The organism is uncultured Shewanella sp. (assembly GCF_947501225.1).
Classification (GTDB): Bacteria; Pseudomonadota; Gammaproteobacteria; order Enterobacterales; family Shewanellaceae; genus Shewanella.
This window is the reverse complement of sequence record NZ_CANMUW010000006.1, coordinates 181,890-208,427: the sequence shown is the minus strand read 5'-3', so window position 1 is coordinate 208,427 and position 26,538 is coordinate 181,890. Positions and strand designations below refer to the sequence as shown.

Annotated in this window: 20 protein-coding genes; 13 read left to right on the top strand and 7 right to left on the bottom strand. The window is 49.1% G+C overall.

The genetic code is table 11. From position 1 onward, the window contains the following. Positions 1–7: 7 nt before the first annotated feature. The 5 genes from Q1B47_RS11225 (at position 8) to Q1B47_RS11205 (ending at position 8,085) form a co-directional block, all read left to right on the top strand. Positions 8–1,852, top strand: coding sequence for an adenylate/guanylate cyclase domain-containing protein (locus Q1B47_RS11225; protein ID WP_299793252.1), 1,845 nt, complete (start codon positions 8–10; stop codon positions 1,850–1,852). Next, positions 1,833–2,393, top strand: coding sequence for a hypothetical protein (locus Q1B47_RS11220; protein ID WP_299793249.1), 561 nt, complete (start codon positions 1,833–1,835; stop codon positions 2,391–2,393). The genes Q1B47_RS11225 and Q1B47_RS11220 overlap by 20 nt, the downstream gene beginning before the upstream one ends. Continuing rightward, positions 2,390–3,262 (top strand): M48 family metalloprotease, encoded by an 873-nt coding sequence (locus Q1B47_RS11215; RefSeq protein ID WP_299793246.1) that lies wholly within the window; start codon positions 2,390–2,392, stop codon positions 3,260–3,262. Before Q1B47_RS11220 ends, Q1B47_RS11215 begins: the two co-directional genes overlap by 4 nt. A 289-nt stretch (positions 3,263–3,551) precedes the next feature. After that, on the top strand, positions 3,552–4,256 hold the full coding sequence (locus tag Q1B47_RS11210) for a helix-turn-helix transcriptional regulator (RefSeq protein WP_299793243.1): 705 nt from the start codon (positions 3,552–3,554) through the stop codon (positions 4,254–4,256). Positions 4,257–4,527: 271 nt separating this feature from the next. Further along, positions 4,528–8,085 (top strand): hypothetical protein, encoded by a 3,558-nt coding sequence (locus tag Q1B47_RS11205; RefSeq protein WP_299793241.1) that lies wholly within the window; start codon positions 4,528–4,530, stop codon positions 8,083–8,085. 182 nt (positions 8,086–8,267) lie between these two features. Here Q1B47_RS11205 and Q1B47_RS11200 read toward each other — a convergent pair whose 3' ends face one another. After that, positions 8,268–8,948 (bottom strand): energy-coupling factor ABC transporter permease, encoded by a 681-nt coding sequence (locus tag Q1B47_RS11200; protein WP_299793238.1) that lies wholly within the window; start codon positions 8,946–8,948, stop codon positions 8,268–8,270. 276 nt (positions 8,949–9,224) lie between these two features. Between Q1B47_RS11200 and Q1B47_RS11195 the strand changes: the two genes are divergently transcribed. The 3 genes from Q1B47_RS11195 (at position 9,225) to Q1B47_RS11185 (ending at position 11,866) form a co-directional block, all read left to right on the top strand. Then, complete coding sequence (locus tag Q1B47_RS11195; protein ID WP_299793235.1) at positions 9,225–10,127, top strand: GyrI-like domain-containing protein; 903 nt, start codon at positions 9,225–9,227, stop codon at positions 10,125–10,127. A gap of 398 nt (positions 10,128–10,525) precedes the next feature. Further along, on the top strand, positions 10,526–10,771 hold the full coding sequence (locus Q1B47_RS11190) for a YdcH family protein (RefSeq protein ID WP_299793232.1): 246 nt from the start codon (positions 10,526–10,528) through the stop codon (positions 10,769–10,771). A 213-nt stretch (positions 10,772–10,984) separates the two neighbouring features. Further along, positions 10,985–11,866, top strand: coding sequence for a prohibitin family protein (locus Q1B47_RS11185; RefSeq protein WP_299793229.1), 882 nt, complete (start codon positions 10,985–10,987; stop codon positions 11,864–11,866). A 122-nt stretch (positions 11,867–11,988) separates the two neighbouring features. Here the strand turns inward: Q1B47_RS11185 and Q1B47_RS11180 are convergent, their stop codons facing one another. Together Q1B47_RS11180 and Q1B47_RS11175 are read right to left on the bottom strand one after the other, a co-directional pair. Then, the gene (locus Q1B47_RS11180) at positions 11,989–12,543 is read right to left on the bottom strand and encodes a porin family protein (protein WP_299793226.1); all 555 of its coding nucleotides are present in this window, start codon (positions 12,541–12,543) and stop codon (positions 11,989–11,991) included. Positions 12,544–12,738: 195 nt separating this feature from the next. Further along, complete coding sequence (locus Q1B47_RS11175) at positions 12,739–14,655, bottom strand: methyl-accepting chemotaxis protein (RefSeq protein ID WP_299793223.1); 1,917 nt, start codon at positions 14,653–14,655, stop codon at positions 12,739–12,741. 430 nt (positions 14,656–15,085) lie between these two features. On the opposite strand from Q1B47_RS11175, the gene Q1B47_RS11170 reads away from it, so the two are divergent. Together Q1B47_RS11170 and Q1B47_RS11165 are read left to right on the top strand one after the other, a co-directional pair. Next, positions 15,086–15,403: a DUF1840 domain-containing protein gene (locus Q1B47_RS11170; protein WP_299793221.1), complete on the top strand. Its 318-nt coding sequence runs from the start codon at positions 15,086–15,088 to the stop codon at positions 15,401–15,403. A 179-nt stretch (positions 15,404–15,582) separates the two neighbouring features. Then, positions 15,583–17,652, top strand: a complete 2,070-nt coding sequence (locus Q1B47_RS11165; RefSeq protein WP_299793218.1) for a M13 family metallopeptidase — start codon at positions 15,583–15,585, stop codon at positions 17,650–17,652. Positions 17,653–17,869: 217 nt separating this feature from the next. On the opposite strand, the gene Q1B47_RS11160 is transcribed toward Q1B47_RS11165, so the two are convergent. From Q1B47_RS11160 to Q1B47_RS11150, 3 genes are all read right to left on the bottom strand, one after another. Continuing rightward, the gene (locus Q1B47_RS11160) at positions 17,870–19,147 is read right to left on the bottom strand and encodes an outer membrane protein transport protein (protein WP_299793609.1); all 1,278 of its coding nucleotides are present in this window, start codon (positions 19,145–19,147) and stop codon (positions 17,870–17,872) included. Between the two features lie 390 nt (positions 19,148–19,537). Next, the gene (locus Q1B47_RS11155) at positions 19,538–19,786 is read right to left on the bottom strand and encodes a hypothetical protein (RefSeq protein ID WP_299793215.1); all 249 of its coding nucleotides are present in this window, start codon (positions 19,784–19,786) and stop codon (positions 19,538–19,540) included. Positions 19,787–19,921: 135 nt separating this feature from the next. Then, entirely contained in the window at positions 19,922–22,219 is a 2,298-nt protein-coding gene (locus Q1B47_RS11150; protein WP_299793212.1) for a molybdopterin-dependent oxidoreductase, read from the bottom strand. A gap of 359 nt (positions 22,220–22,578) precedes the next feature. Here Q1B47_RS11150 and Q1B47_RS11145 point away from each other — a divergent pair, with 359 nt between their 5' ends. The 3 genes from Q1B47_RS11145 (at position 22,579) to Q1B47_RS11135 (ending at position 25,779) form a co-directional block, all read left to right on the top strand. Beyond that, on the top strand, positions 22,579–23,997 hold the full coding sequence (locus Q1B47_RS11145; protein ID WP_299793209.1) for a trypsin-like peptidase domain-containing protein: 1,419 nt from the start codon (positions 22,579–22,581) through the stop codon (positions 23,995–23,997). Positions 23,998–24,258: 261 nt separating this feature from the next. After that, positions 24,259–24,885, top strand: coding sequence for an AAA family ATPase (locus Q1B47_RS11140; RefSeq protein WP_299793206.1), 627 nt, complete (start codon positions 24,259–24,261; stop codon positions 24,883–24,885). A 141-nt stretch (positions 24,886–25,026) separates the two neighbouring features. Further along, positions 25,027–25,779: a sporulation protein gene (locus Q1B47_RS11135; RefSeq protein WP_299793203.1), complete on the top strand. Its 753-nt coding sequence runs from the start codon at positions 25,027–25,029 to the stop codon at positions 25,777–25,779. A 102-nt stretch (positions 25,780–25,881) separates the two neighbouring features. Here Q1B47_RS11135 and Q1B47_RS11130 read toward each other — a convergent pair whose 3' ends face one another. Beyond that, complete coding sequence (locus Q1B47_RS11130; protein WP_299793200.1) at positions 25,882–26,463, bottom strand: TetR/AcrR family transcriptional regulator; 582 nt, start codon at positions 26,461–26,463, stop codon at positions 25,882–25,884. Positions 26,464–26,538: the final 75 nt, after the last annotated feature.

Sequence of the window (26,538 nt, the reverse complement as noted above, 5' to 3'; positions counted from 1 at the left end):
TACTTAGATGAAAGAGAGTAAGCATTTTCTCAACGCATTCAGCTTAGTCTTCCTGTTATTGGCCCTCGGCGAGGTCCTCTGGCTTAAGACATTGATGCCTCTGGAGTTTGGCCTTTCCGATTATTTCGTCAGGATACATGCGCAAAACATAGAACCTGATCCCGATATCGTAATAGTTAACATCGATGATGCCAGTCTGGCCCGTATGGAGAACCGGGTGGGAAGTTGGTTCTGGCCTCGTTCGGTTCACGGTGAGATGGTTGAGGGGATCAACAGGCAACAACCAAAGGCCATAGTGTTTGACCTCTCTTTCGTCGAGCGGGACCTCTATCGCCCGGAAAGCGATGCCCTTTTTAACCGGGCGCTGGAACAAAAAGAGAATATCTTCTTCGCCTTAGTCCGCCTCGACTCGCAGCAAGATGAGAATGGCCCCGAGCTTGCGCTTATCGCCGATAAAATTGGCTTAATTAAAACCCCAAAGGCGTCCCCCAAAGCCAGAGCCGCGCTGATGCCGCCCCTGGCGATAGATCCCCGATACTGGCGTGTGGGCACGGTAAACTTTCTCAACGACAGTGACGGCGTAGGACGAAAATATGATGTTTACAGAAACCTCTACGGTTGGCTATTGCCCTCCCTGCCAGCTCGGGTCATGAGTGGGCTGGGCTATGAGCTGCCCATGGTGGAGCATATTACACTCTCATGGCGCGGCCCGAAAAATCCCTACCCAAGGCTCTCCTATGCCGATCTCTATGATGACTTTAACCGGGAGCACCCCCGAAGAGACCCAAACGAGCTGAAGGATAAAATTGTCATCATAGGCGCCGATGCCTCTGCGCTACATGATGTACGCGTGACACCGATCGACAGCCTCTACTCCGGCCTGGATATCCTGGCTACCGCCATCGACAACCTAAAAAACCAAAGTTATATGGCAAGCCTGCCCCAATGGAGCTACCTGCTGATATCTGTGGCCGCTATCGCTGGCGTTTACCTGTGTTTCATCTTCAGACTCAACGCTATCTCAGTGGGTATCTCTCTTCTTGGAGTGACTGCCGTAGCCCTGCTCATCAGCTACCTGGTATTAGACTGGCAGCTCTTACTTCTTGTATTAACACCACTATTATTGATGTGGCTCTACTACTTCTCTCTATCCCTGCGCGAATACCTGCTCGAACTGAGGGCGAGGGAGAAAACGGTTGAGCTCTTCAGCCGATTCGTCGATCCGGTTGTGGTAAAAGAGCTGGTCTCAAGCGAGGGGCTGAGTCGTGAAGGGGAGAGCCGACAGGTCTCGGTACTTTTCTCTGATATTCGCGGCTTCACCAGCCTCTCAGAAAACCGAACCCCACAAGAGGTGGTGAGCCTGTTAAACCGTTACTTTACCCTGCAGGTAGCAGTTGTGTTCAAACATGGAGGCTCACTCGATAAGTTTATCGGTGATTGCATCATGGCCTTCTGGGGTGCTCCGCTGGATGACCCTCAGCACGCCATTCATGCAGTCAATGCCGCACAGGAGATGGCTCAGGTGCTGCAGCAGTTCAAACAGGAGTTAGGGGAGCAGGATGCCGACTTCGATGTCGGTATAGGCATACACTCTGGCCCTGCCGTAGTCGGCCTTATCGGCTCCGAGCAGCGTAAGGAGTATACCGCCATCGGTGACACGGTAAACTTGGCCAGCAGGATTGAGGGGCTGACAAAGGGGGTCTCACGGATCCTGGTCTCCGCTGATACTAAGGCATTGTGCGCCGACCACTTTGACTTCAAGCCATATGGCTTCTATAAGGTTAAGGGCCGTGCACAAGATGTCGAACTTTTCGCACCGGTAAGGAAAACTGATGAAAATGATAGAGACTAAGCGAAAGGGGATGCCGCTCTGGCTGACACTCATCCTGTTCACAGTCGTCTGCCCTCTCCATGGACAGGAAAAAGCCGAGCCCAAAAGCGCTAGTCTGGTAAGAGATACCGAGCTTAAACACAAGCCATTCAGCGATGCTGCTACGGTAGCGACACTCCCCCGGGCCCTCGATATCCGTGTGCTGTCACGGCAGTCGAGTTGGTTGCAGATCAAAGCTGAAGATAAAAACGGCTGGGTGAAGATGTTCAGCGTGCGCTTCAGTGGTCCTGCAGAAACGACTTCAGACACCTTTGCAGGGACTAAGGAGTTATTCAACCTAATCACAACAGGCAGTAGCGGTAGCACAGTTACTACTGCCTCCCGCGGGCTCGATGAAAACAGGTTCTCCGAACCTATGCCTGACCCCGCAGCATTTACAGTGATGCAACAGCTGACAGTTTCTCGCTCTCAAGCCCGCGCCTTCGCAAGGGAGCAAAGTCTGCAAAAACGGCAAAAAGATTATCTGCCGGCCTCAGCGCCAGATTCCGGAGGTAAGTCATGAGACCTGTAGCCCTATCCCCTCTTCTCTTTGGCTTCATCATAATCTGCTCCGGCTGCGCTTCAAACCAGAGCCTGGTATTCAATAATATCGATATTGGCAAAGGACTCTCGGCGCTGGGACACACTCAGGAGGCCCTGACCGAGATCGATGAAACAGCCGAAATAGCCTTGGGCCGCGAGATAACAACAAACCTGCTAGGCGTAGCCCCCCTGCTCGATAATTCCGATGTGCAACAATATGTGAACAGTGTCGGTCGCTGGGTCAGCATGCACTCTGAGCGGCCAGATCTTCCCTGGAGCTTTGCCGTGCTCGACCATAACAGCATCAACGCCTTCGCCGCCCCCGGAGGCTACATAGTGCTCACCAAAGGGCTGCTGCTAAGCCTGGGCAGTGAAGCTGAGCTGGCCGGAGTACTCGGGCACGAAATATCCCATGTACTTCGCAGGCATCACCTAAACGCACTGAAGAAAGCGAGTGGAATGAGTGCATTAACCGAGTTCACCGACGTCATCTTAACCGCAAATGAGCGCAGTACAGAGTCGCTGAAGTTCGTTACCGCAGGCACCGAGCTCTATACCCGGGGCTTAGATAAGGGTGATGAGTTTGAATCTGACCGTATGGGGATAGTGTTAGCAGCCCGAGCAGGCTACGACCCCTATGGCCTGCCCGCCGCGCTGCAGAAGCTGGATATGATAAACCCCGATGACGCGGCCCTTGCCCTGCTATTTAAGACTCACCCGTCATTCGATGAGCGACTCAGCCGCTTAGAAACGGCGATGACGGGCCAATTCGAGCAGTTTGAAAGCCAGCCCTCGGCCGAAGCCAGGTTCACCCGCGCTATAGCAGCCATCTCTTCGAAGGAGAGGTAGGAGAGGCTTTAATTGACAGCAGCAAGACGCTTTAGCCCGGTTCTGCTACAACCATTACAGCGTCGCTCTCTTCCTCGTTTAGAGGCTTATGTTCTCTCTCTTTGGTTACCGCTATCCAGTTCGGCAATATCGTCTTCCCCCTCCTGTATTTGAAGGAAATGAGTAAAACCAATTTAATTAACCTACTGATTTCAAATGGCTGTCGTAAAACTGTCGGGATAAATATCTCGACAACTAACCAATAAAAACTAAATATGAGACCTGACTAAGTCGTGGAGTAGGCAAACCGGTGCAATTATCAACAAGTAAACTGAAAGCATTAAGAGGTGAGCGAAGCTGGTCTCAGGAGGTATTGGCAAAGTCCACCGGCCTGTCACTTCGCACCATTCAACGAATTGAAAGTGAAGGGAAAGCATCGGCGGAGTCAACCTTAGCTCTGTCCTCGGCCTTCGAGGTGACACCAGGCGATCTGATATCGACTCAGGCAGCCATCGATGTAAACTTCACCGGGAGAAGAGTCATGCAGGGCGATCTATTACTAATAGCAATATTTTCCACACTGATATCATTATTCTTTCTCGCCTCCGATGCGCTCTCCTATTTCGATCTGCCGACCTTAGTATTTACCTACACCCTAACCTACATGTTAACAGCACTCTCCTTTGGGTTCGATGGCTTAGCCCGCTCTATAACCGGGTTGAGGTACCTGTTTGCTAAAGAGCTCCTCGGAGGGAAAGCTGCAGTTTTTTTAGCAAAGCTCTATGGATGTCAGATACGGTTTTGCTACACCAGTGCCGTTCTGATTTTCCTGATAGGTTCAATCGCTATGTTGCGGCAGGCAAGTGAGACACAACAAGTAACGGATCTGTTTTTACTGCTTGAGTCTTCGGCCCCGGTAGTTGTACTTCCCTTTCTTTACGCCGTGATTTTATGTGAATGTCTCATCAGGCCACTAAAGATCAAGCTCGAGTGCGAAGATATTTCCACATCATGATCCCCCCTTAACTGAGCGGCCCCAAGCCTGTGGTCGCCCAGATAAACAAGCCAAATCAAGTTAGTAAAACCACACGAACACCACTCGCCGCTCATGAATCCTTCACTCTGGATAAAGTAGCGCTCCCCGGCACAAAGGTTAACAAACAAACCTCAAATAATTTACACGCAAGCAACTGTTATTTATGCAGTAATCAGATATTCTTTGCCATATTCCCAAAGCATTACCTTATGCCTATCAGGCCGCTTTTTAAATTTAACAGGACGTTTAGATGGACTCATTTCCAAAATCTCAGATCATCGAATTCAATCGCCGCGACATCGACAGCATCGAGCGGGCACTAAAGGATTATCAAACTCTTTTAGATAACCATCAGGCTTTCGAAGAGAGCCTGTTTGATATCGCCTTCATGGATATCGGTTCGGGTCAAAGGCAACACCTTCAGCTCAGCGACACCGCCAATGCAGAGCTGGTAATAAACGCACTCAATCTCACTCCTGACGGCGGATATGACCTGCAAGATACCGTGAGTGAGCAGAGTAGCCTCTATATCTCAGAGGCACTGCTGTTCGCCATCGCATTGGAGCATGATTCACTCAAACCGCAACTTCGCCTTACGGCTCAAGCCATGGTTAACTATGCCCGTCATGAGAATGACACCAGCGAGATGTGGGTAGATGATATGCGGGTCTTTGGCGCTGAAGCCCTCTATATGATGGCCGTAAAAGATGCCAATGATGCCGTATATCTGGCACAGTTTTTTATCCCCTACTGGGATGATGAACATGCCGGTGGTTATGAAGATATGCTGCTCAGCCTGCTCAATCAGCACGGCTGGTGCGATGCCATGATGAAGGCGTTTATCTGGTGTGACAACGCCGCTTTCCGCTTTGCCTTTTATGGCAGCCACTGGGAGGACACAAAACCCCGATATCAGCCATTGGGTGAATACCTTCAGGAAAAGCCGCAACTCTATCCACGTTTTATCGAGCTGATAAGACAGCGTTTTACATCTCAGCCTATGCTCGCCTACAGTGAAGATGAGGAGCTCGACAACCAGAAGCCGGTATTGGAGCTCTTCAAGAGTCTGTTCCCCGAGTTCTGCAGCTGGGAGCAGGAAGATATCGACATGCAGCTCGGGCGACACTTTATCCATAACAGCCTGGAAAATGAGGCGATGGATCTACAACTGCAGCTGGAAAATGAACTGCTTCGTCCACTGATGAGTTATGCCCAGAGTGTCTTTCAAAGACAGGAGGAAGAGCGCGCTCGCAAAGCCCTTAGAGAGGAGCGCGAGGCCGAGTTGGGTGGCACCCATATGCTGACCGATTTTATCGCAACACTGGACAACAGCGAAGCACTGCTGAAGTATGTCGTCTTCAACGAAAACCCTGCCGTTCTCGATGCTCTGCAACCATTCGATATTTGGGCACACTGTAAAGCACATGCACCCTCGCTGTTTGATGCCATGGATGATGCCTGCTGGGATCGGGGAAGCATTGAAAATCTGCGGGAAAACCTGCATGAGGTGCTTGTCTATCCCGCCAACGACCTGCTCGAAGATGAAGACTGCTTTGTACGCGTCGAGTTTAAAGATGGCACCCTGTCGAAAGCCTACGTCGCTGAGGGTGAAAACAGTGATAACCATGTTCAATCGGCCCATATCATGCTGAGGTTTATCGATATTTTTTATCGATTATTAGGTCGGCAAACACTATCTTCCGAACTGTGTGAAATGCTCACCGGTGAAGGGGACTATCAGGCCATTATCACCACCGAAGCCTACTACGCCCGTTTCGACCCGGCACCACCGGCGAGAGAGGGGGAACTGAGCAAACACGATAAACGCAAACTGGAACAGCTCATCGATGGCTTTTGCGACTTTGATGAGCCGGTAACCGGCACCATGCTGAAGCAGGCCGATAAGCTATTAAAGCAGCGCACCTGCTGTGATACCACAAACTGGCATGAGAACAATCTGGGTACTGACGCCCTGAAGGCCTACCGCCTTTTCCGGGATATGGAGGATCGGATTCATGACACCTTCACCCAAGGATTGCAAACCAGCTTAAGCGGCGTGTTCGAACGCGCCCTGAACTTACTGCTCGAACGGGCAGAGATCATGGGAGAGGGCCACTTCAAGCAGAAGGGGTTTAATCAATCGGAACTTGATCAGATCAGAGGTTTCTTCACTAAAGATCATGCTGAACTCAGCCAACAAGCGACAATCGACTTATTCGACAGGCATCTGCACAGAGATGAGGTATGCCGCCAATCCGATCTCTACTTCCCCAAGATTAGCGAAAAACAGATTGGCTACCACTTCCTTAATGACTACGACGATGACTACCAGCGCGTGGCCATTATCTGCTTTTGGCTAAAACAGCTTCCGATAGCCGAGGCTAAAATTGCACAGCGGCTATGGCAGCTTCTGGTAACTATGGCACCGACCAAGATGATCCGTCATATCAGTCGCCTCTATAGTGACCATGATTACAGGTTACGCTTCGACAACCAGCTCGATGAGATAAACTTCTACGAGATGCTTAACCGCCACGGCATAGCTCAGGACTATACTCTCGCATTTCAGGTCGAGCAGTCCGTCGACAAAACAAGCTGTGAACAGGAGTACCTCGCACTGGTAGAACTGATGGAGGCTAACACGCTTAATGATGAAGATAGCAGCATGATCGGCACCGCGAATAAAAGCCGGGCTCAGGCACTATTACGGGGGCTTGATTATACCTACCAGATGCACAAGTTGAAGTTTCATCAGGATGTCGCCCTGCGTTTCCCCAAGCAACTCTTTTCATTAGACGATGACTTTCGTCGATGTCTGGGAGACTTTATTAAACTCAATAGTCACTCCTGGGAGAGTGTGATTGCCCGCCAATTCGACTCATCGACACTCTTCTTCGACCATATCTGTGACCCGGAGGATCTCCCCAAGAGGCTAAGGCTACCGATACGGTTGCACCCACAGGCCGATACGACTCAATCCCGTCATTGCGATCATATGAGTTGGATCGACGCCACGATAGCGCAGCGTGTCGGTGATGAACTTCAGCTTCTGGTTGTCGATAAAGAGACAGCCAGTCGAGAGCAACTCTATCTGGGCGGGCAGGTACTCATCCTGGATAGCGATATCGATGCAGCTAAGGTTATCGCTGCCGTAGGTGAGCTGCCAGACCTTAGCGAACGTCGCCGGCTCACCGAAGAGACACTGTGGTCCTACATTCAGGGAGAAACCAGCTATGAAACTGCCGCCCCACTGTTTAACGCCTATATGCGCGAAGAGACCGTCGTAGGTGTCGATGAATATCGTACCTACAGTCTGGGGCAGTTCCTGTGGCGTATCGATACAGCACGCCGCGAACGACTCATGCTACTGTTGGCAAACCACAGCTATCGGGCCTACAAGGTAATTACAGAGCTACTGGTCGAAGGCGAGATGGACAGCTTGGTTCGTGACGGCAAAATCGACCTCGCTACCCGTCTGGATCTGGATAGCGATGACTATGAAGAGCAAGCCTATGACAGGCTGATGGGCTGGCTGCTGAGTCATGATATCAGGCGTGAATTAGTTGTCCTGTTTGCCATAAAAAACTATCACAGCTGCATGGGAGGCTACCTCGCGGCACTGGCCCGTAAAGGAGAACTCAAGTCGGTACTGACATACCTTAATGTAAACAATCGCGCCGCCCTGGTGGATATCCTGGCCCGGCAAACAGATGCATCTCAGCTACTGGAGATATTCAAGGGAGACAAGTCACGCCAGGTTCGCGACAGAGTCGATATCGCCACCCGAGCCATGGAAAACGCCGGATAGGCTTCCCCACTAACGATAAACATTCAAAGGCTTCCGCTATGTGCAGAAGCCTTTCTTATTTTGAACTATCAGAAAAAGCATAGACAGAAGGGGCACTGTGTCACGATCCCATTATAAAACCTTGACTCTTGTTCGGTTCAGCCAGTTTCTGAAGGGCTCAGCCGAACATCACAACACGTCTGTTAAAAGTAGGTGTTATCGGAGTAGTCATAGAGCCACTGCGGACGGTAGACCACAAGGAAGGTGATCGCCATGCCATTGAGCAGTGCTTCTGGAAACCCGAGCAGCGGGATCAGCAACAGGTAGTTATCGGTAAGAAAGGCCCAGTCATAATCCGTCGTCAGCCACAGCCAACCCGACCAGGCGAAGATATGAAACACTATAGAGAGGAAGCCGTTGAGAAATGCGCTGCCGAAGATATAGATAAACAGGTGGTGAGGTAAATATTTAAATATCTGACTATAGACCCCATAGCAGAGAAACAGAGGCAGACCGACGGCCAACAAGCCATAGATTGCAAAATCGAACGGCATCCTGAACATGAAGATGGTAAAAAACAGCACCGGCAACAGGGCAACCAGTGTCGCCAACCGCCAGCCATACATCAACATCAGGGTGACCAGCCCCAGAAAATGAAGATGTATCCCAGGTGTAACACTGGCATCCATCAACCACAAGCCGTTGACGCAAACTGCCACCAGCAGCAACCGTGACTGTCCGGCCTTATCCTTTATCAAATTTCTGAGGTCTTCGCTCGGCCATATTGCCCACAACCAGAGCAGCAACAGGCCCATCGAGAGGAGCTGCCCTCCTCCGATACTCCAATCTATCTCGCTGTAGCGTTGCAGTAAAAACTCCGTCATAACCTGCAAACCCTATGTATGAAATCATCAAGGCTTACTGCAAACTTAGATCAATATTGGTTAAGCGGCTACTAAAGAAGAGAAAAATTGAACCAGGTAGAATATGTTTAATGCCATATGGTTACACAACAACTCCCCACATGGGGCAGGTTCCGGTATGACATTTAACAGCACTATATCGATGTTGCGATAACCTCTGTTTATTAATGGATGAAAATCTGTTTTACTTGCGGCCTTCTTCTCCTTTACAACATACGTCTGAATCGAGAGCCCCCGATGAGAACCGATTACCAGCTGCGATTAAAACCTGTGATCCGCTACCTCGAACAAAACTTCAATCAACCACTGAACCTACCCGAGGTCGCAGCCAAGGCCAACATATCTCCCTACCACTTCCACCGGATATTCAAGGCCGTCACAGACGAGACACTGGCAGAGTATCTCAGACGCTTGAGGTTGGAGCGTATAGCCACAGATCTCTTCTATAAACAGATCTCCATCACCGAGCTGGCATTGAATAACGGCTTCTCAAGTTCACAAAGTCTGGCCAAGGCATTTAAACAACGCTTTGGCCTAACACCGAGCGAGCTAAGGGAATGTGAAAGCAGTGAGAAACTGTGTCAGTTAATGCGAAACAGCAAGATTGGACACACGCTGCGCAACATTGGAAACGCCAATGAGCTCGAGACTCCCTACCATGGTGACATTGACCAACAAGGGAGAGTCACAATGGAAACCACAACAATTGAAGCAGGAACCTTAGCCTACATTCGTGTCACCGGACCATACGGACAGGGGTACGAGGAGGCGATGAAGAAACTCTGCTTATGGGCCGGAGCCAAAGGGGTCGACTGTGAGAATGCGATATTCATCTACCACGACAACCCGGAGATCACCCCCGATGAGAAGTGTCGTACCGATATCTGCTTCAGGGTGCCGGCAGATACAGAGGTAAGTGGTCAGGTGGAGCTACAGGCGTTTCCCGGTGGAAGCTATGCCAGTATCCGCAAAACGGTGAAGCAGGTAAATGAGTACGGTCAGGCATGGAATGAACTGATGAAACAGGTTGTCGACACAGGACTCGAGTCGGACGAACGTCCCTGTTTCGAGCTATATCATAGCTTCGATCCAAAAACATATGTGAGCGATGTCAGCTTCTGCACCGCGATTAAAATCTAGCTTCTATTTATAGACTTAACACGACTCACAGCAATCTACAGGGAAACTTAATCGTTTCCCTTTATAGCCCTTCATCAAACGTTCCTGCCGCACATTATTTATGGAGTTAAAGAGAGGCTGGCGGCTAACATATTCAAACCAGCAATTGATTTACATCAAACTTCACCCAAAAACCTATTCTCCCGATGCGCTTAATGGGTTAGATTTTAATCATGGGTGATGAAAATTAACGCAGCACCCCTGGTTAATGAATCACCTGTTCATTCACCTTAATGCCACTAACACGATAAACGGATTTTATATAAAGCTTGCTTGTAAACTTGTAATTAACGACAGGGTTAGCTTTACTTATAAAGCGACAACACTGTTTATTAACTACCTAATTAAAAGGGGTTTTTATGTTAGGCGAAGATCACTCTCTTATCAATGAGTTTCCTGAGTACCAAGACATTATTGTCCAGCTTTCTCAAAGCAACGAAGCCTTTGCAAAAGGCGCCAAACAATACGATGCGCTAGATAAGGAGATTCGAGAACTCGAATTAAAAGGCGCGCCAATCAATGATGAATCCATGCACCAATTGAAACATGACAGAGCCGAGCTGAAAGACTCGCTGTTTCAGCGCTTAGCGAGTGAAAAAGCGTAGCGTTATTCGTTAAACCCGCTTTAGCCGGTTCACACAAGAATAAGCAGACCTGAGTCCAGTTCAACTCAGGCCCGCTTATTTTTTTGCCTTTTCCAAATCACAATTCAAAGAAACAATCTACAACCCTTGCATTACAAATGTTTCACAAGGTTACATTAACTGGTATCTTTGCCCGGCATATTTAGAAAGGATACTCAAATGCTGGCACAAAAAATGAAAACTTCTCAACTATTCAAATCACTTTCAATCGTTAAGCTTCTGCCACTCTTTTTACTGGCTATTGCCCTGTACAACTCCTATTTCATCGTTATCGAAGGCCATGTAGGCGTGGTGAAACGTTTCGGTGAAGCCAAGGGGCAGGAGAATCCTGGGTTACACTTTAAGATCCCCTTCATTGAAACTGTCGAGATGATCGAGGTCCGTACGCGTAAGAATGCTGAGAAAATGGCATCGAGCACCAAGGAGCAGATGCCGGTTACCATAGAGGTATCCGTTAACTGGACCGTAAACAAAGAGGCTGCCCTGGATCTATTCAAGCGCTATGGCGGCTTGACTCAATTTGAGCAGCGTATTTTAGACCCGCGTTTTCGCTCCGCTACCAAAGATACGATTCCGCAGTTTGAAGCTGAGCAACTCATTCAAGACAGAGCCAGCGCGATTCAGGGCATAGAGCACCGTCTGGCGGAAGAGATGGAGGGGTTCCCGGTCATCGTCGATAACATTCAAATTGAAAATATTGTCCTGCCACAAAAATACATCAACTCGATTGAGATCAAACAGACCGAGAAGAACCTCGCGGCGGCAGAGGAGCACAAGCTCGAACGTCAACGCCTCGAAGCCTTAAGAGCAGTTAACACCGCGGATGCGAAAGCTAAAGGGATCTTGAAGATTGCTGAAGCCGAAGCACAATCCATTCTGTTGAAGGGTAAGGCCGAGGCACAGGCGATTGAAGCGAAAGCTAAGGCCCTCAAGAATAATCCGCTGATTGTAAAGCTGACTGAAGCCCAGGCCTGGGACGGTAAGCTGCCAACCACTATGATGGGTGAAGGGGTTATGCCGATCATGGATATCAGAGAGAAACCAGAGTCGAACTAACTTATGGTTACCGGGAGCTTAGGTGAAATAGAACCTGACTCAGCCTATTAGAAAAAGGGATATCTCAGATATCCCTTTTTTAATGCCTACTCGCCCCTCAAGGATTGAGAAAGGAGGATCGATTAGAACTGGTAGTGCATGCCTAACGCGAAGTTAGAGATATCGGTATCTATGTTTTGAGCACCATTATAATACTCTGAATCCAGCTCACCGGTCACAACATCATAGCCTAGGCGAATGTTCAGATTCTCAGTCACAGAGGCATTTACCCCTACGCCATAGGCCCAACCGAAACCGCTGAAGTCTTCATTTCCATAGAAACCGTCTTTTGTAACAACCGCCATAGACGCAATACCGACCTTGCCGTATACGGAATAGGTATCATCGATCTGATAGGTAAACTTAGGGGTAAAAGCGAAAGTACCGGCACCGATATCAGTATACCTGTCACCCAGATCGCCGGAGACAAATAGGTTAGCTTCCAGTCCAAACCACTCGTTAAAGTTATAACCGCCGTATGCGCCCAAGCCAAAGCCAGTTTCACTGCCTTTGGCTTTTAGTTCTAGCTGGCCCAGGCTGCCACCGACGTAGAAGCCTGTATGGTCGTTGGCAGCCATAACACTCGTTGATGCAAAAATTGCTAATAATGATACCGCTGCGATAGAAAGTTTTTTCACACTATTCCCCAAAAAATATATTTTTCATTACATCTGTTTCGATATGGCGCGTAGGTTAATGCAATTCGACCCGAAGCGTTAATCAATTCTGTGGCAATCTGCTGCGTGTTCAGCAAGCATTCAGGTTTACAACCTCTCCCCTATTGAGGAGAGGTTGTAAGCAGATAACACAAAACGAAAAAGGTTAAATACGACTTAAATTTTAAACTGTCCAACCAATCTATCTAACTGAGAAGATAGATTCGACAAGTCTTCACTTGCCAGCGCAGTATGCGATGCTGCATCCGTAGTTTTGGCCACAACATCATTGATATTTGTGATATTTTTATTTATCTCATTTGAAACCGCACATTGCTCATTCGCCGCACTGGCAATTTGTATATTCATCTCCGTAATGGTATTAACGGCTGTCGAAATTTGGTTCAGCGCCTGATCAGCTAACGATGCTTGATGAACACAACCATCGGTAAAACCTCGACTGCTTTTCATGACATCAACCGTCTTCTTGGCTCCCAATTGCAGTTGCTCGATCATTTTTTGAATATCCAAAGTGGATGCCTGGGTTCGGCTTGCAAGCGTTCTGACCTCATCAGCAACAACTGCAAAACCTCTCCCCTGCTCACCGGCTCTTGCCGCTTCGATTGCAGCATTTAGTGCAAGTAGGTTCGTTTGATCGGCGATATTTCGAATCACCTCTAAAACACCATCGATATTTGCTGTTTCACTTTCTAAATGGGCCACAGCCTCTGTCGCCACCTCAATTTCAGCAGCAAGTTCATTAATTTGAACAGACACTTCACTCACCACTTGTTTACCGACCTCTGAGGCATCATGAGCTTTTTGAGCAGAATCTGCAGCTTCAGTCGCATTCTGTGCCACTTCTTGTACTGTGGCACTCATCTGATTCATGGCCGCAGCGACCTGCTCTGTTTCTTGTTGTTGCAACAAGGTGTCAGACTGAGTCTCATGTGTGATAGCCGTTAATTTTACAGCTGAATTTGATAGTTGCGCAGTTGCCCGTGACACTTGCTCTATCGTGCTATGCACTTTCGCGGCAAACTGGTTGAATGCACCTGACAGTTGAGCAACTTCATCATTACCTTTTATATTAAGGCGCAGTGTTAAGTCACCATCACCTTCAGCAATGTTACTCATCGTTTGGGTGGTCACATCTATTGGGCGAATAATACCTAAGCTAATGAACCAAGCAATAACCACCCCAAGAAGCAAAGCAAGCAAACCTATAAATACCACCCTATAGGTGACATCATTTAATGCATTGGCGTTATGGGAGCGATCTAATGCAATTTCAAGCACCCCAATAGACTCACCTGAAAAATCCTTTATTTCATGTAGATACACTGCATATGGTTTATTATTGAAAACTTGTTGTGTACTAATGGCTTGACCATCCAGCGCTTGTTGAAATTGGCTGGAAGTGGCAAACTGGTGATCCTTTACCGTTCGACCAAATGCTGAAAACTGATTGTTTTGTTCAGTATAAAGGGCTATTTCTACATTGTATTCGCTTTTGAATTCATCAAAAAATGCTTGCCCAAAAGACATACCAAACTCTACTGAACCTATATGTAACCCTTGATGTGATACTGGCACAATGCCACGAATACCGATCCCCGCAACACCTTTTTCTAACCCTTTTACCGCCTGTTTCTCCCTATTCGTATCGATAACAGTCTTCCTGAATGAGGATAAATCATCACCAAACTTTTTTGGTTTATGCACGCGTAAAAAGGAGGTCGCGGGAGGAAGATGGAATTGAAACTGTCTAACAGCATATTCTGATTTCAATTTAGAGAATAAAGGTATGGTTCGTTCAGCCAGCGTTTCACGATCCCCATTTGCAAAAAGATTTTGTACATCAGGATCTTGAGCGATCACGCTTGCTAACGCCATCGCAAGCGTTCCTTTAGATTCAATTTCTGCAACCGCAGCACCATAAAGTTTGTGAAGCTCTCTCTCTTCCGCTCTATCAATGTTTTTAGAAAATTCACTGAGTACCACAGGGATAACGATGGACATAACTAGCACGAGTAATAAAATAATCCCTACAATAATGCGGGTACGAATATTCAAATGAATTTTATTGAGCATACTACATTCCCCAAATAGCAAACAATTGCCCACAATTGAGCAACGACATTTTACAAACTGTTACATGGACATTATCCAACTGTCATACAACTTATTGAGATTCACAGCTCAAAATCTGCCAATATTTATCTAGATTTCAAATTTTGTGAGGCTGGTGACCCCATTAATTTTGGTAGGAGAAATGACTCAAATAAGTTTAAATATTTTCGATTATCTCTATGATATTTAACGTCCGTAGCTGAGATTTTTCGTTCAAAGGATGGTTATTGCTTAACATGATAAATTGTCAAGATAGACAAGCATCCTTGAAGAGAAAAACAGCCTATGAGAAGATTTTTGCTGGCAGCCTCATATCTACGCGAGCATACTGATGGTATGACACAAACTCATTTTTAACACTTAAACTGATAAATCAGATAAAGAGGCCTTCATGCTTGTTACCTTCAAGACAAAGTACTATTCGAACATCACCCTGTTCGGAAATATCGCACTCACATTTATCAGAATCATGGGTCACAGCAGCACAGTACCGGGGGCGATTCGAGCAGAGGATGTGCCCGCAGCACTGCGAAGATTATCTAAGGCTATCGAGCAGGAGCCTGCTTCCGAAACTTCCCCGTCAGACTCCGGCTATGATGACGATAACGGAGATAATGAACCGGTAGTAAGCTTAAGGCAGCGAGCTCTGCCTCTCATCGAGCTGCTTCAATCTGCGGTGGAATCGGAATCAAACGTGATGTGGGAATAATACCTTGCTAAAGAGCTTTGAATTCTCTACGAATGATCAGGTACTTAATGCAATTGGTATAACTCTCAATCTTTAGTAACAATTCTTTGGTTGACATTTTATGGCAGTCTTAGAATATGGTGCCGTTTATTTAATACCAATCGGTATAACACTCCCCCAGCAAGGAAGAATATAAAACAATGAAAAAATCCTTAATAGCTATCGCCTTAGCAACCACTTTTTTAGCGGGCTGTGGCACTTCAGAGATCAACAAAGAAACGAATGCAGAGGTCACCAAGGCCGTCTCCGGCAAAGCCGAGCTGGGCAGCTTCGGTGTCGATCTATCGGCGCGCAACGAAGCCGTTAAACCCGGCGATGACTTTTTTATGTACGCCAGCGGTACCTGGTATGACAACTATGTCATGCCTGCCGATAAAACCCGTTACGGGGCATTTACCGGGCTAGCCGAACGCAGTGAGAAACAGGTTAAAGAGATCATCGATGATATCGCGAGTCGCAGCGACCTAAGCGGTGAAGAGCAACTGATCGCCGATTTTTACCACTCATACATGGATACAGAGACCATCAACGCACTGGGTATCACCCCAATTCAGGGCACCTTAGATCAGATAGCAGCCATCAAATCTACCGATGACCTGACCAAGGTCTTTGGTAACGCCTGGCTCACGGGCGCAGCCTCTCCAATCGGTGGCGGCATGTGGTTTAACCGCCTGGATCCCAATCAGTATGAGATGTCTATCGGTGCCGGTGGCTTAGGTCTGCCCGATCGCTCCTACTACCTCGAACAGAGCGAACGCTTCGCCAAGATCCGTAGCGCCTATGTCGAACATATTGCCAAGATGCTCACCTTTGCCGGCGTAAAAGACGGCAAAGCTCGCGCAAATGCAATTTTAGCCTTAGAAACCAAGATGGCCGAAGGGCAGTGGCCAAGAGAGAAGCGTCGCAACCGCGACCTCACTCTTAACCAGATAAAGCGTGAAGCGTTAGCCAAGCAGTATCCGGATTTTAATTGGGATGTCTACTTCGCCCAAACCGGGTACCAGGTACCACAGCTGAACATCTCCCAGCCTGAGCCGGTTAAGGCCATGATAAAGCTGGTCAATGAAGAGTCTATGAATGTCTGGCAGGACTACCTGACTTTCCACACCATCAGTAATAATGCAGGCTTACTGTCTGAAGATATCTACGCCGCCAGTTTTGACTTTTATGGCAAGACCTTAAGCGGTCAGGAGGAGCCTAAACCACGCTGGAAACGTGCCGTAGCAGAGATGTCAGGCACACAGTCACTTGGATTCGCCATCGGCAAGGTCTATGTCGCACGCTACTTCCCGGAGTCATCTAAACAGCAGATGGCAGAGTTAGTTGAAAACCTGCGTACGGCTCTGGGTCAACGTATCGACGGCCTCGACTGGATGGGCGATGAGACTAAGGTCAATGCCCACGCCAAACTGGCCGCATTTACCCCTAAAATCGGTTACCCGGATGTGTGGCAGGAGTTCGACGGCTTAACTCTGACAGGCAAAGATCTGGTCGGCAACATCAAAAACCTGCGTCAGTTCTTTAAGGCCGAAAGCGTAGCCAAAGAGCTGAAGAAGACCGACCGTAATCGCTGGGGCATGACGCCACAAAGGGTCAACGCCTACTACAACAGCTCCTTTAACGAGATTGTATTCCCTGCGGCCATCCTGCAACCACCATTTTTCGACCCCAATGCCGACCCGGCCGTTAACTATGGCGGTATCGGTGCGGTGATCGGCCACGAGATGGGCCACGGTTTCGACGATCAGGGCTCGAAGTCTGATGCCAACGGCATCCAGCGCAACTGGTGGACAGATGAAGACCGCGCCGCCTTCGACGCTAAAGCGGATAAGCTGGCCGAGCAGTACAGTAAGTACGAGCCTATTCCGGACAACTTCGTCAATGGCCGTAACAGCCTGGGCGAAAACATCGGTGATGTGGGTGGTTTGGCTATGGCTTACCATGCCTACCAGCTGAGTCTGAATGGCAAAGAGGCACCGGTTATCGACGGCCTGACAGGCGATCAGCGATTCTTCCTTGCCTGGGCACAGGTATGGAAAGAGAAACGTACCGAACAGAGCATGCTCAACCAGCTCCGTGGCGGCACGCATGCACCGGGCCGATACCGTGCTCTGGCACCACGTAACCACGATGCATGGTACAAAGCCTTCGATGTCAAACCAGGTGACGCCCTCTATCTTCCGGAAGATGAGCGCGTACGTATTTGGTAAGAGGGTTTGAGGTTCTAGGTTCGAGCAACGGGGTTCGAGCCTAGACCTACAGGCACTATTGCACGAACAAGATATTCTCTATGTAGGAGCGGCTTCAGCCGCGAAGCTTTTAGGGGTCTAGGTTCGTTAAAAGAAAAATGCCAGTCAGAAACCTGACTGGCATTTTTTTATCGTTAGTTTAACCGTCGCTCAGCTAATAGTAATCGGTATAAAAAGGCTAAAAAGTCCTGTTGTACTGCAATCCGACCATCATGGCGTTGGCATGACTGGTCGCCGAAATACTGGTGGCCAGATAGGTGCCGCTGGCGATATCTATCGGGATCATAGGTTTAGACTCGACCACACTCACATCTTCACCCAATACATAGGTAAAACCAAAATCCAGGTCTGAGTCCGGCGTTAACCGATAGCTAAAGCCGGTCGAAAAGAACTGCCTGTTAGAATCCGGCACTGAAATGGAGGTGAGCTTATCCTGCGCGCTGGTATCAAACAGATAACCCGCCCTTAGAGTCCAGGTGCTGTTTAGGTAGTAAGTCGCACCGATAGCATAGTGCCAACCATCTTGCCACTGATAACGATTAAGGGTACCACTGGTCTCGGCCTCGAGGTTTTCAAATACGCTCCAACCTATCCACTGAATGCTGTAATGCAGCGCAAGCTTACTATCCTCCAGGTGGTGAAAACCGGAAAATTCGGCCATATTCGGCAGAGGTATCACTACCGTATCGTCGATGGGGCCTGATTCCGGAAGGTAGCCTGCGTAATCGACATCTCCCTCAGTCTCAAGCTCCGGACTATAGCGGTAAGACAAACCAAAACGGTTGTCATCATCCAGCTCATACACGGCTCCCAGATTAAAGCCCAGCCCCCACCCCTTGGCATCGACGGTCAACAGCTTAGTGTCTGTCGGTTGCAGGCTCCGCTTTAACTTGCCGGTACTGGCAATGATATCGAGCCCGGCACCGATGCTGAGACGCTCACTCAATCGATAGGAGGCCGATAAACCCAGGTTATAGCTCTTCACCTCACTCATGCCGCCATATTCACCGGCGATGTAATCATCACTGTACTCAGTCTTGGTGCCGAAGTTGGAATAGGCGTTAATACCCCAGGCGAACTTGTCAGTAACTGGCATGATAAAGTGAATATTGGGCGCGATAGCCATGTCTCCGGCATCATCATAGTTGGCCGGTTGAACCGAGCTGTCGACGAGTGCTCCCTGGCTATACAACTCACGGGTATAGAGCGCATCTTTAACTTCAACCATAGATGTGATGCTGATGAAGCCCGCCGAAAGGGCTGCCTCATCAAATAAGGCCATGGTAGCGGGGTTACGTGCCATAGAGGAGGCGTTATCGGCGATCACAGCATCGCCGGCAAATGCGCGCCCCAAACCTGCATTAGACTGTGCGTTAAGCTGAAAGCCGGCGCAATAGGCCTGTAGTGGTAGCAATATCGTTGCGCCAATAATGATTGTTTTATTCAATCGACTCATCTTTCTCATGGATTGCTACCCTCTGCTCCCGCCCTTTCCGGGCTTATCGAACCTGGTTTAACCGAGTAAACGCAGCCATAAAGGCCGACGCAAAATTAGAGTAAAAACACTACAACGATGGTAAGCGAATATCGAGTGCATTAATGAAATTAAGGTCGTATTTTGGACGAAAAAGTAAAAATAATTGTTGAATAGTGAAGCAGATGTTTCAGAAAGAAGACGATAGGATACGAGGAGCGGGAGTTAAGGGGGTGGCTCGGTAACCTTGTCTCTGTGTAACGTGTAATACGAACCTGTATGGAACTCAAGGTTATTTAAGTTGGAGCGGGATATCTCACTCCTCGCTCCTCAACTCCTGGCCTCTCACCAGACAGGACAGTGAGATGACTTTTAGTGCTTAGCTTTCACTCCATTACGAACCATCTCTTTGCCGTTCTCAAACACCTCATCGGTGATCCAGCGGGCATGCAGTAATTTATTATTGTTATCGAAAACCGCTACGAAGTGGCGACCATCTGCGTTGTTAGTTGCCATACCTACACCGGCAACACCTTCCAACCCCAAACCACCATTTTCAACCGACAGCAAGAAGCGCTCTAACTCTTCCAGGTTATCGATAACATTCAGTTCGTCATTCATTGTTCAGTACTCTTAGTTCTTTATCGGGCTGCGGATAGCGCAGCCTCAACGGCAATATGTGGCGTACTTTACAGATCATAGTCGATGATTTGAACCCTCAGTAACCACAGATACAGATTTAGCCCCCTATTCGGCTCACTCTTTTTGAGTGCCGGGGTTAATGAGCCTGCACCGCTGACTCTTCAAGTGGTTCGAGCCACTGATTGGATCCGCTTGTCCCTGCTCTATGATGCCATTATAGTTTTTGCCACTTTGCTGCCAGCCATACTGAGCACACAAGACGTTTTTCGCCAGATCGGCATTCAGTCTGACAACTGCCGTCATCCGCCCGATGGGGGTTTCAATAATAATCTCCTGATTAGTGCTAATCGACATCTCTTGAGCCAGCGCCCTGCTTATCTCAACAATCGGACCATCGACGCCGCGATTAAGCTTTTCGATATCCTTATGTTGGCTATGACAATGCCCCCTGAATTTTGCCGAGGTGAGGATAAGTGGGTAGCCTGAATCACTGTGGCTCTCAGAGAACTGAGGCACTGGGGCATATCCCGCTTTCAGTAAACAGGTAGAATAAAACTCCAGCTTGCCGCTGGGAGTATTAAAACCCTGCTCGCGATATTTCCGGTAATGAGTCTTAAGCCTTAAGTCTATGCCAGCCGGTTTCGCCTTAAGCTCTGATAAGCTCACTGCGCAAGGCGCTAACAACTCCTCGAGGGCAGCGTCGATATCTCCCTCCCAAAAGTGCTCACCTAACCCCAATGCTCTTGCGAGCTCGAACACGATCTCGGTATCCGATTTAGCCTCACCAAGAGGTTCGATGACAGCTTTTCGTAGCTGCAACAGAGATTCAGCCTCCTGTGAAACCAAGAAGCCAGGTGTGAGTCCCGAACGTTCCCACAAGCTGGATACGGGCAGTACGATATCAGCCTCTTTGGCCGACTCATTCAAAAACAGATCCCCATGCACATAGAACTCCAACTCCCGCAGAGTCTCACGCACGAAAGCCTCATTGGGTTTAGTCGCGATGGGGTTGCCGCCAAAGGCGATAAGGGCACGGGTTTTATAGGGCGCTTCATCTATCACACTTCTATGCAGATCGTTTGAGTTGACCCACCCCATCTTCCAGGGGCCCAGTGGCTTATCGGCCCCCAGCGCATCTTTTCGCTGCTCACTGCTAAGTAGCGAAAACCCCATGAGATTATTAACAGGCGGCTTAGAGAAGTAGACATTGCCCCCTCGTTTATCCAGACACCCGGTGAGCCCATATAGACAGGCTATGGCTAACGTAGTCTGCGTCGCTTGTTGATGCTGTGCGGTTCCCGTCCATGAGAAATAACTCACCGCACCGGACTGGCCGATCATCGAGGCCATCAGCTCAATTTGCTTAGCCGAGATACCGGTTACAGATTCGGCATACTCCAGGGTGTAGCGCCGGCAAGCATCCTTATAGTGCGAAAAAGCGGGCCGACATGGAATGCCGTTGAGCACTCTCTGACCGTCCAGAGCGAGTACGGCCTCCTCTATCGCGTCGCTCAGATATAGCCGTGACCTAGCATCATAAAGTACAAGCCCTTGCGCTCGTTCGTCCCAGGCAACGAGTTGCTCACCACCATTCGCACAGGGGAGCCCCAGATCATCGGCAGTCAGCAGGCAGCCATTGTCATCGCGCACTAAGAGTGGGCCATTGCTCCAATGACGAACAAAACTTTGATCGTACTGCCTCCCGGCGATTAACAGGTTGGCTAATGTCATAGCCAACACCCCATCGGTTCCCGGCTTGATGCCTACCCACAGGTCAGATTGTTTAGCCAGACCCGCTTTTCGGGGATCGATAACGATCAGTTTCGCCCCGCGTTTTTGCGCCTCCGTCACTTGCAGAGCATGGGCCGGCCAGGTATCCCTCGGATTAAAACCCCATAGCAAGATACAGTCGGTATTTTGATAGTCTGGCATGCCGATGCCCTGACCGAATACATAAGCATGAGTAAAGTCTTTATGCCAATTACAGTTCTCAGTGGCAAACAGCTTATTAGGAGAGCCATATGCATGGGCCAGACGATTAATCCAGGTAAAGCTGTCGGCAATGGCGGTGGCACTCGGGGTCGTTATCCCCCAACAGACAGACTTGGCACCGCTCTGAGATTTAAACTGCTTGAGTTTATCTGCGATAGTACCAAACGCCTGCTGCCACGAGATAGGTTGCCAACCGGGATTATCGCTCCCCTTGGGATTAGTACGTTGCATCGGCGTGAGCAGACGGTCGGGATGGTAAACTAGCTGCGGTGCCGCCTTTCCCTTAATACAGACAACATCTCCGGTCGGATGCTCCGCCAGGGTTTGTACTTGTGTTAATGTTCCATCTTTCACCCTAACCAGACAGCCACAACGCGAAATACATTGAGCGCAATAACCCGGCACCTGCTGCTCACCCATGATTTCCCCCTATACAGACTCAAGACGCCCCTATTAGATGCCCGCAGCTTACCTCTATTGCTTTGCTGTTCACAAATCCGGAGCGACAGAGTTTGAACTGCTCCCCCATAAACCATGGTCGCAGCGACCAGTATGTCCTTAACGATCCAAACAGCAGCCTACCACCTTTTTTGAGGCCAACTGTGGTGAGCTGTACTATTAATTACGGTTTATCTCCCCCGGACCAGAAAAGTTTCCCTAAGCATTGAATCAGTTAGATTCACAGGGAGACAGGATCAAACCGATAAACTCTGCGAAGGGGGTTAACACAGATAAAAACAGCTATATTTAAAAGAGGGGAAACAACGAAGGTAAAACAGATGAAGTACTTCAATCAACTCCTCATCATCGCCTCACTAGCGCTTGCCATTGCAGCCCAATCCGAAGCACAGGCCGCAAGTAAGGCCCCGGAGATAGCTTCGAAAGGGCAGGCCATAGCAGAGCAGAAGCAGGCGATGAAAAACCTGCATGGAAAACTTAACGCATCACTGCGCACGGCCAAGCGACACACTGTCGAACTGACCAGCAGTGAACTACAAACCCTGACCACACCGGGCATGGATCCCACCGGCCGATACCGGGTCGGCGTACATCGCGCCATCGGAAAATCGGTCTCCCACGACAACAGGGATCTGATAATCAACATTCCAGGCGCCCATGGTATTCGACTTGAATTGAGCCATGTTAAAGGCGTAGTTTCTGTGTTCAACGAGGCCGGCCAGGCCTACCAATATTCACAGGATGGCTTCACCCATACCTTTATCGGGAACCAGGTAACTGTTCGTGGCACAGCCCATATAGAGGGCGCTGGCGCCGTCAACATGGGCGGGAATCTGTGTGACTTCAATGCTTCATGCATTGAGAACGCACAATGCACCAGCATCCCGAACGATATAAATGCCGTGCGTAACGCCTACGCCAGCATACTATTCAGGTCCGGCGCTTTCTACTATGTCTGCTCCGGAGGCCTTGTGGCCGACAGCGACAGCAATAGTGAGATCCCCTACTTTCTGACGGCCAGACACTGTATCAGCAAGGGGCGGGAAGCCAACTCGGTCGAGACCTTCTTCCAGTATATCCAGAGCAGTTGCAACCAGCAGACAAATTGTAGTCTCCCCGACTCCAACACAGTTGGTTCGACCATAGTCAAAAGCGGCAGAAAAGGTGACTACTCCCTGCTGCGGCTCTCGGGTAATCCCCCAGCCAATTCTGTATATCTTGGCTGGAACTCAGACCCCATCGCATCCACCGATGCAGCCGAACTGTTTCGCATAAGCCATCCCGGCGGCGCACCTCAGGCATACTCAAAACATGAGGTAGATGTCGATGCTCCTAACTGTAGCTCCTGGCCACGGGGAGATTGGATCTATAGCCGCGATCTATTTGGCGCAACCGAAGGGGGCAGCAGCGGCTCACCTGTGATAAACAGTGATGCCGAGATCGTAGGCCAACTCAGCGGTGGTTGTGGCTACAACATCAACGATGTTTGTGACAGCGGCAATAACGCCACAGTCGATGGTGCCTTCGCCGCCTACTACTCAGATATTTCACAGTTCCTCGGAGGCGGCGACCCGGATCCCGGCGGTGACTGTACCGATGCCGACGGAGATGGCTGGTGCGTAGAAGAGGGAGATTGTGATGACAACGACCCGCAAGTCAATCCCGGCAGAAGTGATCGAGGACGCAAATGGGGCAATGATGGAAAAGACAACGATTGTAACGGCATTATCGACGGTTAAGCACTCCCGCTCCATAGCCGAAACGGAAATATCCTGAATCAGAGATAGCCTCAGACAGCCGCCAAACTATGGTGGCTGTCTTTTGTCTGGTAGAGGCGCCAGAACAATGAGCAAGTCCCGTTCCCCCTCACTGATAACCCTCACTATTGACTTACCCAATTTATTTTACTGTTTACATTCGATAAGTTTGAATCACGTGCCATAATGGCTTGTAGTAGCTAATCTTTTTTCAGTCAAAAAGCATACTCCCTGGCAGAGGTGATGATGAAAAGACAACTGAAAGTAGTGGTAACCGGTGGCCCGGGTGGGGGCAAGACCACAGCGCTCGACCTTTTCCGCCGCGAGCTTGGCGATACGGTTGCTATCGTTCCCGAGTCTGCGACCGTGCTCTTTTCCGGTGGCATCCCGAGATCCTCCGATGAGCAGGTAGTCAAGAATGTTCAAAAGACCATCTTCGCTCTGCAGCAGAATGTAGAGAATATCCAGGAGAAACAGTACCCTGATAGACTTCTCATCTGTGACAGAGGTACGTTGGATGGTCTTGCCTACTGGCCCGGAACGGAAGATGAATTTTTTGAGGAGGTAGGCTCCAGCATTGAAAAAGAGCTCAACCGTTACGACGCCGTTATCTTCTTCGAGTCTGCCGCCGCAAGTGGACGTGACATTCAGAGTAACAACCCCATAAGAAACGAGTCTTCGACTCAGGCTGCAGCGCTGGACAAAAAGCTACAGAATATCTGGTCGAGACACCCCTCTTACTATTTCGTTGGTAACTCGGAGTCCTTCGTCAAAAAAATTATGTTTGGAATCATGACCATAGAAAATGTGATCAACAGACACAATGGAGGATATGTTGGACCAAGCTTTGTGCCTGAATTCACAAAGTAACCACGCCCCAGAGCTCTTCCTTAGTGCACTTTCTTAGTGCCTTGCCCACTTTAACTATCCAGTTACAAAGTGATTATTGAATGGCAGAAGCCAGAGTGCTAGTGTCAGCATCAAGCTAGTTCAACATCTAAGGAAAGAACCATGTTAAAGAAGATCTTAGCCAGCGTCGGTATCGGGAAAGCGACCGTAGATACCATATTGCTCGACAAACAGTTACGCGCAGGCGAACCATTTAAGATTGAGGCAGTCATTAAAGGCGGCGAGGTCGAACAGGAGCTCAATGGTCTTGAGTTCGCCATCATGGCACAGGCCAAGGCCGAGAAAACAGTGGGCGATGACGAGGTAAAATATAACAAGAGTGTCGTGCTACAAAGCTGGAAGCCGATGCTAAAACAGGTTATTCAACCCGGTGAGACCGTCACCCGCCAATTCGAACTAAACCTTCACCCTGAGGCTCCCGCCACCAGCCTGTTTGGTCAGCGTATCGGCAAGGTCTGGCTACAAACAGGTCTTGATATCAAAAATGGTATCGATGGCAGCGATAAAGACCCATTAGTCATCGTCCCCTCAAACACTCAGCTTGCGGTATTAGAACTAATAGAGAGCAGCGGCTATCGCCTGTTTAAGAGCGATATCGAAGCCGGTTATGTACATGCCCACGAGTTCTCATCACACCTGCCATGTTACCAGGAGTATGAGTTTAAGCCTGAGTCCCGCTCATTTTTCGGTGCCCGTGAGCTCGAAGTCACCTTCGTCGACAATGGCGAAGAGACCGGTGTTCTGATAGAGATAGACAGGGCCTTCGTAGGCGACGGCTACCGCAGCACATCTATCCCCAACCACTGTGACAGCGTCGAAGCCGTCAGACCTTACATAGAGAACCTGCTCTCTTAGTCTCGCCTGAGTGCTGATAAGAAAACAGAAAGGGCCGGAGTTAATCAGCTTCGGCCCTTTTACTCTTTATACTGATTGGTATTAGACTTTTTATTGAGAAAATTAAGCGCAGATATCCAGATAGAGCTGATCCGCTAACTCTTGCAGGATTTCCCCCTGAGGATGGGTATGTGCAAAGGTTCTTAAACCATAGATCCCCATGGCCAGAAAGCGTGCCAGATGTTGGCTATCGCGATTAGTGCTGAGCTCTCCCTTAGCCTGGGCCTGCTCAAAAACATCGGCGAGCCCCTGCTGCCAGCTAGCCAGGTTCTCCGTAATAATTTTTTGCAGCTCTTCATCCTGCTGAGCCATCTCGTTAAGCGCTTTAGTAAGCAGGCAGGCCTTCACCGCCTCGCCACTCACGCACTCCTGAACGATGCTATCCAGATAGGCTTTCAGCTCGGTTAATACCGGCCTCTCTCCAGAGAAGAAGCTCTGAAACTCGGCACTAGCGTCACGCTGATACAGCGCTAAGGCCTCTAACAGAAGGCCACGTTTATTGCTGAATGCGCAGTAGATAGACCCAGGGTGTATGCCTGTAGCTTTAGTTAGATCTTGCATACTCGTCTTGCCATAACCTTTCTTCATAAAGGCGGCTATGGCGGATCTCAATACTTTCTCTCTATCAAATTCAGCGTTGCGCATCTGGGCTTTGGCTCCGGGCTATGACTCACCAATCGTCAGTAAGCTGATTGTACTTAATTTTGAATGCTTGTTCAA

What these genes read in the sequence shown, in the direction of transcription:
- Q1B47_RS11205 (WP_299793241.1), top strand. Translation starts at nt 4,528, where the DNA reads ATGGACTCATTTCCAAAATCTCAGATCATCGAATTCAATCGCCGCGAC.
- Q1B47_RS11165 (WP_299793218.1), top strand. Translation starts at nt 15,583, where the DNA reads ATGAAAAAATCCTTAATAGCTATCGCCTTAGCAACCACTTTTTTAGCG.
- Q1B47_RS11160 (WP_299793609.1), bottom strand. Translation starts at nt 19,147, where the DNA reads ATGAGTCGATTGAATAAAACAATCATTATTGGCGCAACGATATTGCTA.
- Q1B47_RS11200 (WP_299793238.1), bottom strand. Translation starts at nt 8,948, where the DNA reads ATGACGGAGTTTTTACTGCAACGCTACAGCGAGATAGATTGGAGTATC.
- Q1B47_RS11130 (WP_299793200.1), bottom strand. Translation starts at nt 26,463, where the DNA reads ATGCGCAACGCTGAATTTGATAGAGAGAAAGTATTGAGATCCGCCATA.
- Q1B47_RS11145 (WP_299793209.1), top strand. Translation starts at nt 22,579, where the DNA reads ATGAAGTACTTCAATCAACTCCTCATCATCGCCTCACTAGCGCTTGCC.
- Q1B47_RS11135 (WP_299793203.1), top strand. Translation starts at nt 25,027, where the DNA reads ATGTTAAAGAAGATCTTAGCCAGCGTCGGTATCGGGAAAGCGACCGTA.
- Q1B47_RS11170 (WP_299793221.1), top strand. Translation starts at nt 15,086, where the DNA reads ATGCTTGTTACCTTCAAGACAAAGTACTATTCGAACATCACCCTGTTC.
- Q1B47_RS11175 (WP_299793223.1), bottom strand. Translation starts at nt 14,655, where the DNA reads ATGCTCAATAAAATTCATTTGAATATTCGTACCCGCATTATTGTAGGG.
- Q1B47_RS11225 (WP_299793252.1), top strand. Translation starts at nt 8, where the DNA reads ATGAAAGAGAGTAAGCATTTTCTCAACGCATTCAGCTTAGTCTTCCTG.
- Q1B47_RS11220 (WP_299793249.1), top strand. Translation starts at nt 1,833, where the DNA reads ATGAAAATGATAGAGACTAAGCGAAAGGGGATGCCGCTCTGGCTGACA.
- Q1B47_RS11150 (WP_299793212.1), bottom strand. Translation starts at nt 22,219, where the DNA reads ATGGGTGAGCAGCAGGTGCCGGGTTATTGCGCTCAATGTATTTCGCGT.
- Q1B47_RS11215 (WP_299793246.1), top strand. Translation starts at nt 2,390, where the DNA reads ATGAGACCTGTAGCCCTATCCCCTCTTCTCTTTGGCTTCATCATAATC.
- Q1B47_RS11195 (WP_299793235.1), top strand. Translation starts at nt 9,225, where the DNA reads ATGAGAACCGATTACCAGCTGCGATTAAAACCTGTGATCCGCTACCTC.
- Q1B47_RS11185 (WP_299793229.1), top strand. Translation starts at nt 10,985, where the DNA reads ATGAAAACTTCTCAACTATTCAAATCACTTTCAATCGTTAAGCTTCTG.
- Q1B47_RS11155 (WP_299793215.1), bottom strand. Translation starts at nt 19,786, where the DNA reads ATGAATGACGAACTGAATGTTATCGATAACCTGGAAGAGTTAGAGCGC.
- Q1B47_RS11140 (WP_299793206.1), top strand. Translation starts at nt 24,259, where the DNA reads ATGATGAAAAGACAACTGAAAGTAGTGGTAACCGGTGGCCCGGGTGGG.
- Q1B47_RS11190 (WP_299793232.1), top strand. Translation starts at nt 10,526, where the DNA reads ATGTTAGGCGAAGATCACTCTCTTATCAATGAGTTTCCTGAGTACCAA.